The organism is Bartonella acomydis, from assembly GCF_039543025.1.
In the GTDB taxonomy this organism is placed as follows: Bacteria; Pseudomonadota; Alphaproteobacteria; order Rhizobiales; family Rhizobiaceae; genus Bartonella; species Bartonella acomydis.
This window is the reverse complement of record NZ_BAABIY010000039.1, coordinates 116792-131207: the sequence shown is the minus strand read 5'-3', so window position 1 is coordinate 131207 and position 14416 is coordinate 116792. Positions and strand designations below refer to the sequence as shown.

The following is a 14416-nucleotide window of genomic DNA, read 5'->3' as shown; positions in this document are numbered from 1 at the left end:
TGATTTTATCTTGATAGGGTAACAAAGGCGCCCCTGGAGCACGTCGATAGACCCAATCGTGTTTGCGTAAGTAATCAGTTAAATCCTTTGGTTTCACTTCAAGCATCTTTGCTGCTTCAATAAGACCAAACAAACCATCAGAGCGTTTTAAGCCTTCTAAAGCCTCTGCTTTTGGCTTGAGTGTACTCACCTCATTTCTTAAATCTTCTAATTGATTGATACTCTCTAAAAGGAGTTGTTTAATCGTAAGAGGATTTTCCAAAGCATTGGCAAGATTTATTTGTGGTGTTGCTACTTGCTTTGCACGTTTTTCACATTCGATAAAATATAAACGTGCTTCTCTACCTTTTTTATTATTCTCTACCATAGAAAGTTCTTTAGCTACGCTTAATGTGAGGTAATATTCTTTTAATACCACATTTTGACGTTCGCCAATTTTGGCGAGCGTTAAAATATAATCTCTTTCCTCTTTAAAATCATATTTATTGATACGATCTTTAATCCAATTAGAAAAATCCCGTTTTACCTCTAAGAATGCGTGCAATTCGCGTGCATTAACAGTTTGAACAGTCTCTTGTCCAATTGCTTGTTCTTTAATTTCTATAAGAGTGTTCATATGAACTCCTTATCGTTAGATGTTTTTCATTGACACTCTAAAAGGAGTGCCGGGTGCTGAAAAACACGGCGATAAGTCCGTCGTTACACTTTCCCCATAAGAGTATTGTATAGTGTAACCACACCCGACAAAATCACTATATGCTACAAAGCATGTGATGAGTCAAAGTTTTTAAATTTCGGCGGGAAGAGATTATTTCGGTAATCTATCCGCTTATCGTTCGGTGTTTTTCAGGCACCTGGTTCGACAATAGACACATTGTTGCCATATTGTCAAGTGGTGACTTCACATTTTTTAAAATAATCATAGATTGTATAGTGTGTATATGAGTACACATTAAATCTGTTATTTATCAATATGTTATGTGTCCAATGTACAGTCTATTTGAAAATTCTGTCGCTAGGGATAGTTCGCGCTCGCCTGCCCCGCAACGAAGCCAACCCGCTGGGAAGTACCTTTTGCATTGATTTTATTGATTTTTTTATGGAAATAACAAAGTGCAAGTGATAATTTTTTTTAAATTGTCATAAGAACATGTAATGTATGAACCAATAAGGATATGTAATATAGAGATAGAATTTAAGAATATGATCTAGCCTCTTTTATTAGCAGCGTATTCTTGACGTTTAAGTTGGATCTGTATGTTTTTGGTTAGTCTTTCACTGGCATATTGTGCGATAGCGTTTGCAATTTCTGGCTTGGACATAACTTTAGCAATTGATGGTCCTTCTTGTTTTGCAATGGGGAATTGGTCTCCGTCGGCTCTTTGAAACACATTCCCCCCCATTTTTAAATCGACACGCTTTGGAAAACGCCCCCCTTTAATAAAACCATGAGGTAAGATTTCTTGCTTTCCAAACATTGTGTAAATCACACCATGTTTTGTTTCTTTTGCTTGAAAAAATTTAAGAGGCAAGGGTGTTCCAGAACCAATGATATCTGTCTCAAGAAACTTAGCTGTAGCCTTTCCTTTAATATAAACGCCTTTTTTAACGCGCTTTGATTGGGCTGATGAGAGGTCGGCAACTTGCTTCTCAGTAAAGCGCTCTACTTGTTTTGCTGCGGTGTTGATAGCATTCCGCAAAGCCCAATTAAGGCGTGGTGCTTGAAGATTGGTAAAGGTATCTTTTACCTGTTGAAGATACCATTCTTGATGGATGATTAATTTCAACTTTTAAGCTTTTTAGCAGAAGGTGTTGATGGCTTGGAAACTTTAGGTGTTTTGGTCTGTTGAAGTAAAGTTTCTTCTGCTTCTAGTTTAGAAGATGTTTGTATAACTTTTTTTTCGATTGGCTTAGTCTGTTCAATTACCTTTTCAGATTTTGTTGTGGTTTTGATTTCAACAAAGGGTTTTACGGCATTGGCGCGCTTGAGGCGTGCATAGACTTGATTGGAAATCTCCACAAATGGATTACTTGAAGTTGATGGTTCAAAATGAACAGTGCTTTTGTTATCGCCAAGAACACACATTGGCTTAGTGATGATTACTTTCATCTTTGCTCCTTTTGAGGTAATTAATTAATGACATCATTGGTCAATTAATGGCTTTTGATGTGTGCAAAATAGATAAGCCAATTTTATCAATAAAAACAGTAAGTTAAACTACTTTTAAAGCTTAATATTTTAACAAATTTTAGGGGATATTTTTGAATTTTAGATACAATACAACTAGTACAGTTAGATCATTAAATAAAATTTTTCACGCATTGTCAACAAAAAAATCACGATATTGTGTATTTTTTTATTTTTTACCTAAATCTGGTGCTCAGAGAAATCAAATAACGCAAAATTTCTCTATTCAAATGAATCTTTTACATGACTTTTCTTCCGTTTCAAAGAACGCTGTTTACGGCACAACAAGATAAAGATTTGAACTAACTATGTAAGAAATGTTGCTAGCTTAGCAAGGACTTCGTTCATAACCATGGGGGAAACTGTTTCCATTTTCTTTCCTTGACGCGCTCCAATATCAAGAGCACGTGGCTGATCACAACGTATCACGCCTGTTGTATGCAATCCTGCTCCCATTAATGAGACAGCAAAACCTGCTGTTCTAGCAAAATTTCCTCCGCTTGTGATAGGTAAGACAATGGGTGTTTTCGTTACACGATTAAACGCTTCTGGTGATACAATCAGTACAGGACGCGTTCCTTTTTGTTCATAGCCCGAAGTTGGATCAAGAGACACAAGCCAAATTTCTCCCCGTTTCATTACAAGAGCTCTCTACCAACAGGTTTCGCATCAAACCACTCCATATCTTCATCTACAAAATCATCTGACGGATTACATTGGGCTAGCAATTCATCAAGAGTGTAACTAGGAAATGTCTGTGGTTTTACAATCAATTGTCCATTATCAACAGCCAAGCCAACTTGTGTATTTTCAGCAAGATGGAGAACATCAAGCAATGCTGGCGGTATAGAAAGCATCACTGACCCTCCAACTTTACGTAATTTTGTTGTATGCATAAAACATCCTCTCTAAAATATTATATAAAAATATAACACTTTATAAGCTATTTCAAGAGTTTCTGATGCTTTTATAAAAATACCCGTAAAATCTTACCATTTATTTTTGGGGTCAAAATATTTTTGAAGAGCGTTAAGAACGATACGTAATGAAGGTACAAGATATGGTAATTTTTGATCTTCCATAACAAGACATTGCAATGCAGCATAAAAATTGTGCTGTCTGTAAAGGTGTTGTGTTTCTTTTATTACCTCTTGCATATTCAAAAATTGTTTTGTTGCAAATTCAATCCATTTCTCTCTTGCTGCTTCATCAGAAGATGAGGGCATTTCATCATAAATTGCATTAGGCAAACCTTTTGCACAGAGGTAATTATTTCTCACTTCAAGATATTTTTGTGCTGTATCGTATTGATCTTGATTGAGATTTCCTTGTAAGTAAAGCCGTCCGATATAAGTACCGGAAAGCGGGTTTTTTGCCTCTTCTATGGTCAAACAGAAGCGTTTGGCACGCATTTCTATTGCCAATTTATCGATAGGATCACGAGGCATTTTTGTCCGTGAGATACGCCCATTGGGTTCTCTGATACATCCTTCAATGCGTGGGCGACCACGTTTTGCTCGTTTTTTTCTTTTTGTCATATTTTTTCAATCAGAATGGCATGCTGTCATTAAAAGATGCGCTATAATCGGCGGCACCAGAGGCGATAGCATAATTTTGAGAAGTCACGGGTGAGGGGGGAGATTGCTCTTTCTTTGCATCAAGTAGGTGCAATTCGCCTTTATATTGTGATAAGACAATCTCTGTTGTGAAGCGGTCAATACCGTTTTTATCTTGCCATTTATGGGTTTGTAATTTGCCTTCTACGTAAACTTTTGAGCCTTTGTGTAAATATTGAAGAGCAATTTTTGCCAAATGTGGATTAAAAACCACCACGGAATGCCATTCAGTTTTCCCTACTTTTTGGTGCGTGTTTTTATCTGTATAGCTCTCAGAAGTAGCCAACCTAAAATTGACTATTTCGGCACCAGAATTCATAGTTTTGCTTTCGGGATCAGCCCCTAAATAGCCAATTAAGATCACTTTATTCAACATGTTTGTGAGTTCCATTTGATTTGCATTTTATACACATAAAATCTTATCATAAGTTCATTATTTTTTCAATTATTTCAGTTAATTAATAACAGTTTTTTAAAGTATTAGATTATAATGTTGCTTGATAAATTATTTAAGCAAAAAGCCATGTCTTACAAATGGTATAGCTTTTTCGTTTTGCCTTCGGTTTTTCAATAAGCATCATCTAAATTAGCAAAGTCTGTATCAAACTTTTTTGTACGATTTATTGTTGACTATCGAACCTTTTTGTGCGACATTAGTTTTATTGCAAAGTGGGAGAAGGTGAATGAAAAGAGAAGCACTGCTTAGAGAGTTACGTAAAGAAGCCAGAAAAAGAGGTATTCATTACAGTGAGGCTCCAGATGCAGGCAAGGGATCGCATTATTTGGTAACTTTTGGAGATAAGACAACCGTTATAAAATCTGGTGAATTAACCCCACTCTATGTGAAAATAATCAAAAAACAGTTGGGAGTATGAATTTTCTAAATGTTTTTATACCTTTCACAGAAGCACTTTCATAATAGCAAGGAGATTTAGAGATATGGAATACACTTATCAAGCAAAGTTAGAATCTGATCCAGATGGTGGTTTTGTTGTAACTTTTCCAGATGTACCAGAAGCAATAACAGCTGGGAAAAATAGAGCAGAGGCATTAGAGAATGCTGTTGAAGCGTTAGGGTTAGCATTACGTAGCTATCCAATGCGTGGTTTGCCTCTCCCTATACCACAGCAGTATAAAGATCTTGTAGAGGTTACTGTGGATGCGTGGAATGCTCTAAAACTTGCAGTGGTAGAAGCTTTTCATGAAGCGAATATTACAAAAACAGAATTAGCCAATCGTTTGGGGAAGAAAGAAACAGAAGCAAGACGTATTCTTGATCTAAATTATCCAACGAAACTTCAAACACTAGAGCAGGCATTGACTGTTCTTGGTAAGCAAGTTGTGATTACAATCAAAAACGCAGCTTGAAATATCTTCCCCACCTTAAAGTGGGGAAGATGAATCATACTTTTAAAACTAAGCAGCTTTCACAACAGATCTTGCTAAGACCTGCTTTGCTTCTTTAATGAGAGCTTTATATTTTCTGTTCTCTTCATCTACTCTAAAAGCATCAACAAGACGCACATGGATAGGACCTAAAAGGTACAAAGCTTTTTCACCAGCATTCATACCCTCCCAATGGCTTGGTAAATCAAAGCGTTTATCACTATCATAATCAACGGATTGGCTTTTTAACTTTTTCTCACATTCAATAAAGTAACGGCGTGCTTGTCGTCCTTTCTTATTGCGTTCAACCATTGAAAGTTCTTTCGCCATATCTAATGTGAGGTGATATTCTACTGCTACGGCATTGTTCGCTTCCATTTTTTTTGTGGAAGCGAATAAAATCCTGTCCTTCAAGAAAAGAGTAAGCAGCAATACGCTTTTTTATCCAAGTAGAAAAATCTTGTTTGCTTTCTAAAAACACATGTAATTCACGTGCATTAACTGTTTGAACAGTTTCCCGATCAATGATTTGTTCTGTAATTTTAATTAGAGTGTTCATAATGAACTCCTATGTGCTTAAAGGTTTCTTAATTGACATCCCAAAAGATGCCGGGTGCTAAGAAACACGGCACATAGCCCGTCGTCATGCTTTCCCCGAAAGGGTATTGTATGGCATAACCACACCCGACAATATCATTATATGTTTGCTACACACAATGAGTCAAAGATTTTAATTGGCGGAGAAGAGATTGTTTCGGCAATCTACCCGCTATGTGTTTAAGGTGTTTCTTAGGCACCTGATTCGACAATATACATCGCAGAAATAATGTCAAGCGGCTCCTGATAGCTTTTTAATCTTTCTGTTGATCTCATCAATGAGAGGTTCGTAATTGAGAACACTTTTAAGTACCGCACCACCATAAATCCATGTCTTCACTTGCGCTTTGGTACTGTAATCAACATTCGCAGGCATCTCATGGTATTGACCACCATCGAATTCCTCGTATTCTCTTGTGCCATCATCATATTCGTAGAGGTTGTAAAAATACTCTGCTGCTCCATCTCCCCATGGAACATAACCAACAGCCGTTGCCACAAACTTTTTTTGTATAGGCTGTTTACAGTTTATTAAGGATAAATGTTTTAAAATGGGCATGCTTTAATCCTAACTTTACCTATGGGTTTATTTATCTCAAATTTGACTGTACAAAGCTTCTTTTATTTCCCATGTATATTCTAAAAAATCTTATGATTGCTTTGTACGGTACCTTTCTATCGATTTAAACGCATATCTAATCATAAAACGATCAGTACTTTTCACTATTTTGCTGTTCTCTTAGGTGATGTTAAATACGATTTTACAACTGAAACTCCAAAAAGATTGTCTTCTTTTACCTGTCTGCAATACTCTGCAAGCTCTGCTCCTGTTGGCATAAATGTCTTTGATAACCCCTTTGCTTCTCCACGTATAACGTCCTTAACAGCTCGTTTAAGAGCGTGCTCTGAAGCATCTGCTAACGCTATGCTATAGTTCAAAGCGATAACATCAGAGTCTGTATTTGCCGGTATTTTGAGACCAGAAAGCAAATAAGCTGCCGCCCCGATATGTTCAACTGTAACTTGCCGTGAAAGCAGTGTTTGTAAGCGGTTACAATCTTGCAAAGTTTGCACTTCTTCCTCCTGCGTCAACGGCTTTCCTCTCATAGAGATCCGAGGATACCAACTCCGGTCCACCCTCTTTGCAAGTTCTTTCAAATGAACTGATAGTTTCTGTATTTCTGCTGCATTCTGATCCGTAAGTATCGCCAGCATAGATTGCTGCTTTGAGTTCACTGAAGCTTTCTGCGAGGTTGGTGGAGAAGTTGTTTGATGGTTGCTTATAGCGTTCATTCGCATAGCGTTTTTCCCTTTCTAATTTTTCTCGTTTCTTGGCTAGAAGTCCATATTCTTGGTGTGTAATCCACTTGTACCATGCCTTTTGCCAATCACTTTTTTTAGCATTTCGATTTGGATTATCTTGCCAATGAAGTTTAAATCTTTCGAATTCTAATAACGCTTCATCATGCGTTAACCCTTGATCGATTGCGTATTGCAAATTAGGTTCGAAATCAGCAGGCAATCGACACTCTCGATTAGCTTTTGACCGTTTTGTTTTTTTCGGAATGTTTTCTTGCTCGTGAATGGGTGATTGTTTGGTTTCTACCTTTTCGATTTGTTCTGGATCGTTTGTTTCTAAATTCTCAGAATCAATTTCTTTTTTTGCTAAAACGATAGTTTTAGTTTTTTTATTATATATGTTTGTATTGTTTGTTATAGCATCACAAGCATCATGCTTAGCATCCTTAAGCATACTGTTAGCATCATGCTTAATATCACAAGCATCTTTTGTATTTTTATCCCATCTTGCCTTCGCTGCCTTCTGCGCTCTCTCGGAAAACTTATTCAAATTCTCATTAGAGTTGTTGAGTTCCTCTTCAACTTGTAAACTCCATAAACGACCGTCTTCTAAACGTATCAGTTTTTCATCACTCAATAAAAAATCTAGCGCTTTATTAAAAGCTTTTACTGAACAACCAGAAATGCGTGCTAATATAGAGGCATTATCAAGAATTGGCTGTCTCTTCTTATACATAAGCAATATCAACATCATATAAGTCGATATTTGATGCGACGTCATTCCACTAGCATCAGATACCCAATCAGAAGGAAAACAACGAACCCAAGCTAACTTAGTTGACATATTTCTCCTCCTGTTCTTTATTATTTAGATCTTCATTGAAGTTATTGAGTTCCTCTTCAACTTGTAAACTCCATAAACGACCGTCTTCTAAACGTATGATGACTCCAACTCTCAATAAATAATCTAACGCCTTTTCAAATCTTTTTACTGAACATTTAGTAAGATAAGAGAATCCTTGTGAATTATTTATAAGAGGTTCACCAGTGTAGAGCATTTGCAAACGCAACCTGAGATAAACATTGCATTCAATCGCTGGTAACAAAACAATATCAAGAAGACACTTCTCTACATTAATTGTTACAAACTTATTTCTATTGGACATCCCCAATCTCCTTTCCTTTAACTAAATATAAAATTGCCAAAGCATCTGCTTCGTTGTCATCTTTAGGCGCATGCCCTTTTGCACACACCGCTTTAATTATTTCTTCTTTTGAAGCATTTCCTTTGCCGGTTGTTTCTTTTTTAATTGTGCCAACAGGAATGCCTTCATACGGTATCTGATGATGTTCACACCACGCCGTTAAGGTTGCTAACAAACCGCCATACACATGGGCTGCATCAGTACCGATATGCCGGCGTACTTCTTCAAAATACACGGCATCAATGCTGCCTACTGCCTGCTTTATTTCTGATAGACATCTCTTAAAGCGTAAGTAACGCATTCCACCGCCTTCAAAACGACGTGGCTGGAAATTTATGACACCACTGACGATGTGACCATCAGCACTGCATATAGCCCAGCCAGTCTTGATACCTAGATCAAGACAGAGAATGGTTTGTACGTTACTGATCATTATCCCCCCTTAAGGTTGTTGTGTATTTATGCGTGCGCCATAACAGAGCGTGTTGTGATTGCCTGTCTTGCAAAGATGTTTGTGAAAAAGTATCCTCCCAGCGATTCTAAAAAAGTGGGGGGAGTTATGATGCAAGAGTGGATAGTTGATAAGGTTGTATTCTTATTGCACCGGATAAATGATGGTGCTGTATTTTTGCTGCACTGGATAAGTAATAATCTTACGATTGCTCCTATCATTGCTACTGTAGTTACTGGAATGGTAACACTTTTTGTGCAACAACGAAGCTTAAAAAAACAGCTTAAAATCTTCCAACGACAAACTATGGCATCAGAAACCCAGACAACTATTCTATTAGAAGATAAAAAAGCACGGGATTTGGGATCATATTTGAAATTGAAGGCAGTATTCTTCCCACAAAAATATGAAGGCACTTCACGCGTTAGGGTGAAATTGTGCATTAAAAACCTTACTAGAGAAGATATAATGATAAGGAATATACGCATATCGAAAAAAAGTCCCTTTAAGTTTGTTAAAAATGCTTGCCCTTTCGTTGGATGGCCATCTAAAATTTCAGGTGAACACCTCGTCATTAAAAGAACAACTCCCAAACTCATTGCTTTATGTCCCCAAAATATAAAATCAAATGCTTCATCAGAGTTCGCTTTGAATTTTTTTATTATACGTGCTAAATGCTACACTTTTTTAGATTTCATAATTAGCTGCCGTAAGCCTAATTCCCGCAACATTGCAAACTTTACACTTGACCACACTTCGATTGTTAATCCAGAGGAAACATTCACTATTCATTTTTGGGCCTCATATCCACGCTCAAAAGATACATATGATGAATTTGGCCCTGAATATTCTTTTTTGGCTGATAATCCTCATTTGTGTTTTTTTTGATGCTAAAATTAAAAGCATTCTCCTGCAAAAATAAAATCGATCAATCTTGGTTCTTCTTTTTTGTTAATTAAGCAAATGATTTTATTATTTAATTTATCAATTAGCTCCATTTGTGAAGCCAACTTTAATCTTTGTTCATACAGTGTCTTATTTTTTTGCTTAATTAAAGTTGATAGGTTTTCAAGTGCTACTTGCTGTTGTTCAATTGACTTATCTCGCTCTGCAAGAATTTCTTTATGCCATCTCATCCAACTATCAAATTTTAACTTATGCCATTCTTCTTGTTTTTTAAGAATTGTTGTGTGAGTTTCGTGTCGTTTCACAAGATCTTCTACGCTACAGTCACGATATGGTACTTTTCTCCATTCTTCCACCAATCTATCTCCATTTTCAATTTTCGTGTTACAACCTATTAATCTACAAATCCGTGTGTAGAGTTTCTTCAATATCCCGTTTCTCATGATCTTTCTTCTTTAAGAGTGTGAGTGCTGCTGTTGGTACTCGTTATTATCTGTAGAAGCAGGTGTGCTAAACTTTTCCATTAAATGGAGCATATCTTTTTTTGACTTTGTTATAGGATGAATACCTCTATGGTATTTATTCGCATAATTATGGAGAAACCAATCTAATGTAACCCAAGATAGGCCTTTGGATTTAGACACTTGGATAATTATGTTCCAATATTTTGGAGAAATACTATTGCGATCACGCATTTTACGCGCAGCTTCATAGCTACATCCGATTTCTTCAGCAAATCGGCGTATAGATCCCCAAGATTCAATCAAATTTTTGATACAAAAATTATTAACCATGGCAACAATAGTACATTACGTACAATTTTAAATCAAGGTAAAATAGTACACAATGAATGAAAAAAATAGTGGATAATGTACGAATGACTTATTTGCCAAAAGATAGACTTAAAATAGCACGTAAAAACGCTGGATATGCAACACCAAGCGAAGCGGCACGCGCTATACCGGCTCTTAATCAAAATACTCTTATTAGTCACGAAAATGGAAATCGTCCTGTTTCGCGCCAAAAAGCCGAGCTCTATGGACAAGTATTTAACGTTGATCCGGGATGGATTTTATATGGTGAGTCTCCTCAAGAGAATCCTAGCCTCAATATAAGTATTCCTCTTATTTCATGGATTAGTGCAGGAGAGTTAAGTGAGCAAGATGGGATAATGGATTTTTCAGATTATCCTATGACAGAAGCTGTTAATCTTCCTGCCGGTAAATGGATTGCATTGCGTGTAGATGGTGCATCTATGAATAAAATTAGCCCTCCAGATTCTATAATATTTGTAAATATGCAAGATAAAAAGCTTGTACCTAATGCCTGCTATGTAATTGCAGATGAATCTGGCCGAGCAACATATAAACGATACAGACCCAATGATAATCCTCCTTTTCAGCCTGCTTCATACGATAAAACAATAAAAGCCCCAAAACTTGAAGGTGCTATCTCTATAATAGGTCGTGTACGACGTACTATTCTTGACATGTAAGCAGTATGGCTTTCTGTTTACGTTATCAACAAGACAAGTACTGATTCGTCATTTTTTTATTTTTTTGAAAAAATAGTACAATTTGTACTTGACTATATATCGTTCATAATGTACTAATATATCCATAAATTAACACAAACAATCGCTATTAGGCATTAGGGAGGGGAAATTATGGAAAAGCCAATTCTCATAAATTCTAATGAAATTCTCTTAGTTCATTCAGTTTACTTCGATAGAGATGAACACATTGCAGAATCTGGACCGCTTGATGCAAGTCAAATTCTAAGCATTGTTAATGGGGTAGATGATGTTATCCAAATCTTTCGTATAAATCCTTCTGAAAATAGTTGTGAAGACATTTCTGAAGAAATTGCAGACGTATATGTAGAAGAAAATATCGATCATCTCTATGAGGAGAGCAAGGTTCATTATTTTATAGGCGAAAGTGATACTTACAATGACCTTTTAGATGATTTAGCAAAAGAAAGATATAATGATGAGTTTTACGGTACTTATGAACAACAGCACCGTTTGCGTCCTTGTGATGTGCTTTAAAATTCTGAAGGGCGTTTAAAAGCGCCCCCTTTTTCCTATCAATAATTGATTAGAGTAAACTTATGAACACACATGATAATGATAGTGAAGGATATCTCATACCTGAAAACGAGGCAGACAATAGTATTGGTTATGTCCAAATGGTCAATGCCCATTTAATGCATAAACACCTACATTTGAAACAAGATTTTTCCACTTGGTTTAATGATCGTGTTGCAAAGCTTGATCTAAAAGAAGGCGTGGATTTTGTTTTTACAAAACAAGAATGGAACAGACAGAAGATTTGTCCAAAATCTGAAATAGAAACAGATAAAACCGATAATCATTACTTCAAAATTCACGCAGCAAAGAAAGTTGCTCAAGCAGAACGCCATAGAAACTATGGCAGAATATTATATCAAACCTTGTGTTTTTGTTAATGAAGGAAGTTATGATGCAAAACTTTATCAGAACATATGAAAAAAATACGAAGTTCTTGAAAGGAGTCCATCATGCATAATTTTGTCACAACGGTCAAAAGCAATTTTAATAACCAAACTGTTCAAACTATGTCCAGTCGTGAAATTGCTGAATTATGTAATAAGCAACATGCACACATTATGCGTGATATTAGGCAAATGTTAGGGGAATTATACCCTGAAGAGGGTCAATCCAAATTTGGATCCACCTATTTAGACAAACAAGGCAAGCCCCAAAACTGCTACCATCTCCCCAAACGTGAATGCCTCATCTTAGTTTCAGGTTACAACATGACATTACGTGCTAGGATTATAGATCGCTGGCAAGAATTGGAAAAGCAAGTGGTCGCACCACAAATCGACTATTCAAGTCCAAAAGCTATGATTGGCTTTTTGAATTACCTCCAAGGTCAAATAGATCAAAAAGACAGCATTATTGAAGATTTAACACCAAAAGCCATGGCTCTTGAAAGTTTACAGCGCCATGATGGGCTTTTTTGTCTTACTGAAGCCGCTAAAATACTCGAGATGCAACCAAAACAATTCATCCAATTTTTACAGCAAAAAGGTTGGGTTTATAGGCGTGCAGCAGGTGGAAATTTACTCCCTTATCAAGACAAAATCCAAAAGCAACTAATGGATTGTCCAACCATCACACTTCAAACCGTCAGTGGAATAGAAAAAGTCATTCCTTGCGCAAAAATTACCACAAAAGGCATGGGGCTTTTGTCTCAAGAGCTTAAAAGACAATCCATGCATTAAGAGGAGGTTATCATGATAAAAAAGAAATATGAACTGACTGATGAGACAATCGAAATTATGGGAAAAACTCTCCACCGTATCCGTGCATTGAGAGACTTTGGAAATGTCAAAGCAGGTGATCTAGGCGGCTATATACAAAAAGAAGACAACCTATCGCATGAAGGTGATTGTTGGGTTTGGCATAAAGCTATGGTTTATGGTGACGCTAAGATTTTCGGCAATGCACAAGTATTTGAACGCGCAAAAATTACAGGCAGGGCGCGTGTTTATGAAAATGCAAAAGTTTGCGGTGAAGCATCGGTTGCTAATGAAGCGCAAATTTACGGCAATGCACAAATTTATGGTGAGGCTCGAGTTTTGGGCCATGTTTATGGCAATGCCCGTGTCTATGGAGATGCTTATATAAGTGATAAAGTACACATTTCCGGAAATATGAAAATTCTAGATGGAGTATATATTTTCGATAATGTAAATATTTCTGGTAATCTTGAAATTCGTGGACGCAATTCAATCATCTGCGAAAGTGACTATTCAGCAAGCGATATAAGCTACATAAGCCGTTTCTAGCAACAAAAACAAAGTTTTTAACACATGCGTGATTCACGCCACGGGTGAATTGCGCTTTAAATGGAGGAAATCAAGATGAATGAAATAAGTACTACACAAACGGAATTAGTGGAAAAAACAAATGCTTGTGAAACCAACTCTACAGCTATGGAGCTTATTTTAGAAAGAGCTTTACAAAGTGATGTTGATCTGGATCGTCTCAAGAGCCTTCTTGAATTGCGAGATAAGGAGATAAAACGTCAAGAGCGGCAAAATTTTGTCCGTGATCTTTCCGCTATGCAAATGGAATATCAAAAAATACAAAAAAACGCTACAAACACCCATACAAATAGCCAATATGCGAAGCTTGATCAGTACATTGATGCTGTAAAGGATACCCTTTCAAAACATCATTTTGCTTTGTTCTCTCGTATCAAAGAACAGAGTTCAAATGGCATAACCGTGGAAATGACTTTAAAGCATATATCTGGCAATGAAATATCAACACAAGGAACATTTCCCTTTGATGCTACCGGGAGCAAAAACAACATACAAGCGGTTGGCTCTACTATTACCTACGCACGCAGATATCTGTTAGGCATGCTTCTTAATGTCGCAAGCAAAGAAGACGATACAGATGGAAACCCGCCTATTAAAAAGGCATTTCCGCAGCAAATCAATGAAATCAGAAGACTCATAGTGCAAACCCAATCAGAAGAAGCAAAGGTACTTGATTATGTTAAAGTCAAAAATCTTACCGATATGTCTGAGGGACAAGCTCAAATTGTTTTGCATCTTTTGAAAGATAAACAAAACAAACAAAAGGCTCTAAAAGAACAATCTCTTCCACAACAAGAGCAAACAAACGCCTCTATACAAGATGCCGAATATATTCATATCCAAGATATTGAATATGCACCAACTCAACAAGAAAAACAGACAGCGGTGTGAA

General features: G+C 36.7%; 23 protein-coding genes and 1 pseudogene. 9 read left to right on the top strand and 15 right to left on the bottom strand.

Translation table 11 applies throughout. The annotated features are described in order from the left end of the window. From ABD909_RS06345 to ssb, 7 genes are all read right to left on the bottom strand, one after another. The coding region (locus ABD909_RS06345) for an antA/AntB antirepressor family protein (RefSeq protein WP_345097107.1) at window positions 1-616 on the bottom strand (616 nt) is incomplete at its 3' end. A gap of 592 nt (window positions 617-1208) precedes the next feature. Continuing rightward, window positions 1209-1787: a hypothetical protein gene (locus tag ABD909_RS06340; RefSeq protein WP_345097106.1), complete on the bottom strand. Its 579-nt coding sequence runs from the start codon at window positions 1785-1787 to the stop codon at window positions 1209-1211. Next, window positions 1784-2110, bottom strand: coding sequence for a hypothetical protein (locus ABD909_RS06335; RefSeq protein WP_345097105.1), 327 nt, complete (start codon window positions 2108-2110; stop codon window positions 1784-1786). Before ABD909_RS06335 ends, ABD909_RS06340 begins: the two co-directional genes overlap by 4 nt. A 384-nt stretch (window positions 2111-2494) precedes the next feature. After that, on the bottom strand, window positions 2495-2827 hold the full coding sequence (locus tag ABD909_RS06330) for a type II toxin-antitoxin system PemK/MazF family toxin (protein ID WP_345097104.1): 333 nt from the start codon (window positions 2825-2827) through the stop codon (window positions 2495-2497). Further along, the gene (locus ABD909_RS06325) at window positions 2827-3084 is read right to left on the bottom strand and encodes an AbrB/MazE/SpoVT family DNA-binding domain-containing protein (RefSeq protein WP_345097103.1); all 258 of its coding nucleotides are present in this window, start codon (window positions 3082-3084) and stop codon (window positions 2827-2829) included. The genes ABD909_RS06330 and ABD909_RS06325 overlap by 1 nt, the downstream gene beginning before the upstream one ends. Before the next feature lie 93 nt (window positions 3085-3177). Continuing rightward, window positions 3178-3726, bottom strand: coding sequence for a hypothetical protein (locus ABD909_RS06320; protein ID WP_345097102.1), 549 nt, complete (start codon window positions 3724-3726; stop codon window positions 3178-3180). A gap of 10 nt (window positions 3727-3736) precedes the next feature. Then, on the bottom strand, window positions 3737-4180 hold the full coding sequence (ssb, locus tag ABD909_RS06315; RefSeq protein WP_345097101.1) for a single-stranded DNA-binding protein: 444 nt from the start codon (window positions 4178-4180) through the stop codon (window positions 3737-3739). Between the two features lie 307 nt (window positions 4181-4487). Here ssb and ABD909_RS06310 point away from each other — a divergent pair, with 307 nt between their 5' ends. Together ABD909_RS06310 and ABD909_RS06305 are read left to right on the top strand one after the other, a co-directional pair. Beyond that, a complete protein-coding gene (locus ABD909_RS06310; RefSeq protein WP_004859817.1) occupies window positions 4488-4679 on the top strand; it encodes a hypothetical protein in 192 nt (63 codons plus the stop codon). A 64-nt stretch (window positions 4680-4743) separates the two neighbouring features. After that, the gene (locus tag ABD909_RS06305) at window positions 4744-5172 is read left to right on the top strand and encodes a type II toxin-antitoxin system HicB family antitoxin (RefSeq protein ID WP_345097100.1); all 429 of its coding nucleotides are present in this window, start codon (window positions 4744-4746) and stop codon (window positions 5170-5172) included. A 48-nt stretch (window positions 5173-5220) separates the two neighbouring features. Here ABD909_RS06305 and ABD909_RS06300 read toward each other — a convergent pair. The 6 genes and pseudogenes from ABD909_RS06300 to ABD909_RS06275 form a co-directional block, all read right to left on the bottom strand. Beyond that, window positions 5221-5749, bottom strand: a pseudogene (locus ABD909_RS06300) (antA/AntB antirepressor family protein). Window positions 5750-6019: 270 nt separating this feature from the next. Beyond that, entirely contained in the window at window positions 6020-6346 is a 327-nt protein-coding gene (locus ABD909_RS06295) for a hypothetical protein (RefSeq protein ID WP_345097099.1), read from the bottom strand. A gap of 164 nt (window positions 6347-6510) precedes the next feature. Then, window positions 6511-6861: a hypothetical protein gene (locus tag ABD909_RS06290; protein ID WP_345097098.1), complete on the bottom strand. Its 351-nt coding sequence runs from the start codon at window positions 6859-6861 to the stop codon at window positions 6511-6513. Beyond that, window positions 6839-7930 (bottom strand): DUF1376 domain-containing protein, encoded by a 1092-nt coding sequence (locus ABD909_RS06285; RefSeq protein ID WP_345097097.1) that lies wholly within the window; start codon window positions 7928-7930, stop codon window positions 6839-6841. The genes ABD909_RS06290 and ABD909_RS06285 overlap by 23 nt, the downstream gene beginning before the upstream one ends. Then, entirely contained in the window at window positions 7920-8252 is a 333-nt protein-coding gene (locus ABD909_RS06280) for a hypothetical protein (protein ID WP_345097096.1), read from the bottom strand. The genes ABD909_RS06285 and ABD909_RS06280 overlap by 11 nt, the downstream gene beginning before the upstream one ends. Then, on the bottom strand, window positions 8242-8724 hold the full coding sequence (locus tag ABD909_RS06275; protein WP_345097095.1) for a crossover junction endodeoxyribonuclease RuvC: 483 nt from the start codon (window positions 8722-8724) through the stop codon (window positions 8242-8244). Before ABD909_RS06275 ends, ABD909_RS06280 begins: the two co-directional genes overlap by 11 nt. A gap of 54 nt (window positions 8725-8778) precedes the next feature. Here ABD909_RS06275 and ABD909_RS06270 point away from each other — a divergent pair, with 54 nt between their 5' ends. Further along, window positions 8779-9630, top strand: coding sequence for a hypothetical protein (locus tag ABD909_RS06270; RefSeq protein ID WP_345097093.1), 852 nt, complete (start codon window positions 8779-8781; stop codon window positions 9628-9630). Between the two features lie 8 nt (window positions 9631-9638). Here the strand turns inward: ABD909_RS06270 and ABD909_RS06265 are convergent, their stop codons facing one another. Beyond that, window positions 9639-10004, bottom strand: a complete 366-nt coding sequence (locus tag ABD909_RS06265; protein WP_345097118.1) for a hypothetical protein — start codon at window positions 10002-10004, stop codon at window positions 9639-9641. Between the two features lie 99 nt (window positions 10005-10103). Next, complete coding sequence (locus ABD909_RS06260; protein WP_345097091.1) at window positions 10104-10442, bottom strand: hypothetical protein; 339 nt, start codon at window positions 10440-10442, stop codon at window positions 10104-10106. An 83-nt stretch (window positions 10443-10525) separates the two neighbouring features. On the opposite strand from ABD909_RS06260, the gene ABD909_RS06255 reads away from it, so the two are divergent. The 6 genes from ABD909_RS06255 to ABD909_RS06230 all read left to right on the top strand — a co-directional run bounded on the left by ABD909_RS06255 (window position 10526) and on the right by ABD909_RS06230 (window position 14415). After that, a complete protein-coding gene (locus tag ABD909_RS06255; RefSeq protein WP_345097117.1) occupies window positions 10526-11143 on the top strand; it encodes a LexA family transcriptional regulator in 618 nt (205 codons plus the stop codon). 171 nt (window positions 11144-11314) lie between these two features. Beyond that, on the top strand, window positions 11315-11698 hold the full coding sequence (locus ABD909_RS06250) for a hypothetical protein (RefSeq protein ID WP_345097090.1): 384 nt from the start codon (window positions 11315-11317) through the stop codon (window positions 11696-11698). Window positions 11699-11760: 62 nt separating this feature from the next. Next, window positions 11761-12117 (top strand): antA/AntB antirepressor family protein, encoded by a 357-nt coding sequence (locus ABD909_RS06245; protein ID WP_345097089.1) that lies wholly within the window; start codon window positions 11761-11763, stop codon window positions 12115-12117. Between the two features lie 72 nt (window positions 12118-12189). Next, window positions 12190-12918: a Rha family transcriptional regulator gene (locus tag ABD909_RS06240; RefSeq protein WP_345097088.1), complete on the top strand. Its 729-nt coding sequence runs from the start codon at window positions 12190-12192 to the stop codon at window positions 12916-12918. A gap of 15 nt (window positions 12919-12933) precedes the next feature. Then, entirely contained in the window at window positions 12934-13485 is a 552-nt protein-coding gene (locus ABD909_RS06235) for a hypothetical protein (protein ID WP_345097116.1), read from the top strand. A 75-nt stretch (window positions 13486-13560) separates the two neighbouring features. After that, on the top strand, window positions 13561-14415 hold the full coding sequence (locus ABD909_RS06230) for an ERF family protein (RefSeq protein ID WP_345097087.1): 855 nt from the start codon (window positions 13561-13563) through the stop codon (window positions 14413-14415). Window position 14416 lies beyond the last annotated feature (1 nt).

Bases quoted from the DNA above. Each gene is read 5' to 3' on its own strand.
- ABD909_RS06335 (WP_345097105.1), bottom strand. From the start codon at position 2,110: ATGAAAGTAATCATCACTAAGCCAATGTGTGTTCTTGGCGATAACAAA.
- ABD909_RS06330 (WP_345097104.1), bottom strand. From the start codon at position 2,827: ATGAAACGGGGAGAAATTTGGCTTGTGTCTCTTGATCCAACTTCGGGC.
- ABD909_RS06325 (WP_345097103.1), bottom strand. From the start codon at position 3,084: ATGCATACAACAAAATTACGTAAAGTTGGAGGGTCAGTGATGCTTTCT.
- ABD909_RS06320 (WP_345097102.1), bottom strand. From the start codon at position 3,726: ATGACAAAAAGAAAAAAACGAGCAAAACGTGGTCGCCCACGCATTGAA.
- ssb (WP_345097101.1), bottom strand. From the start codon at position 4,180: ATGTTGAATAAAGTGATCTTAATTGGCTATTTAGGGGCTGATCCCGAA.
- ABD909_RS06310 (WP_004859817.1), top strand. From the start codon at position 4,488: ATGAAAAGAGAAGCACTGCTTAGAGAGTTACGTAAAGAAGCCAGAAAA.
- ABD909_RS06305 (WP_345097100.1), top strand. From the start codon at position 4,744: ATGGAATACACTTATCAAGCAAAGTTAGAATCTGATCCAGATGGTGGT.
- ABD909_RS06295 (WP_345097099.1), bottom strand. From the start codon at position 6,346: ATGCCCATTTTAAAACATTTATCCTTAATAAACTGTAAACAGCCTATA.
- ABD909_RS06285 (WP_345097097.1), bottom strand. From the start codon at position 7,930: ATGTCAACTAAGTTAGCTTGGGTTCGTTGTTTTCCTTCTGATTGGGTA.
- ABD909_RS06280 (WP_345097096.1), bottom strand. From the start codon at position 8,252: ATGTCCAATAGAAATAAGTTTGTAACAATTAATGTAGAGAAGTGTCTT.
- ABD909_RS06275 (WP_345097095.1), bottom strand. From the start codon at position 8,724: ATGATCAGTAACGTACAAACCATTCTCTGTCTTGATCTAGGTATCAAG.
- ABD909_RS06260 (WP_345097091.1), bottom strand. From the start codon at position 10,442: ATGGTTAATAATTTTTGTATCAAAAATTTGATTGAATCTTGGGGATCT.
- ABD909_RS06255 (WP_345097117.1), top strand. From the start codon at position 10,526: ATGACTTATTTGCCAAAAGATAGACTTAAAATAGCACGTAAAAACGCT.
- ABD909_RS06250 (WP_345097090.1), top strand. From the start codon at position 11,315: ATGGAAAAGCCAATTCTCATAAATTCTAATGAAATTCTCTTAGTTCAT.
- ABD909_RS06245 (WP_345097089.1), top strand. From the start codon at position 11,761: ATGAACACACATGATAATGATAGTGAAGGATATCTCATACCTGAAAAC.
- ABD909_RS06240 (WP_345097088.1), top strand. From the start codon at position 12,190: ATGCATAATTTTGTCACAACGGTCAAAAGCAATTTTAATAACCAAACT.
- ABD909_RS06230 (WP_345097087.1), top strand. From the start codon at position 13,561: ATGAATGAAATAAGTACTACACAAACGGAATTAGTGGAAAAAACAAAT.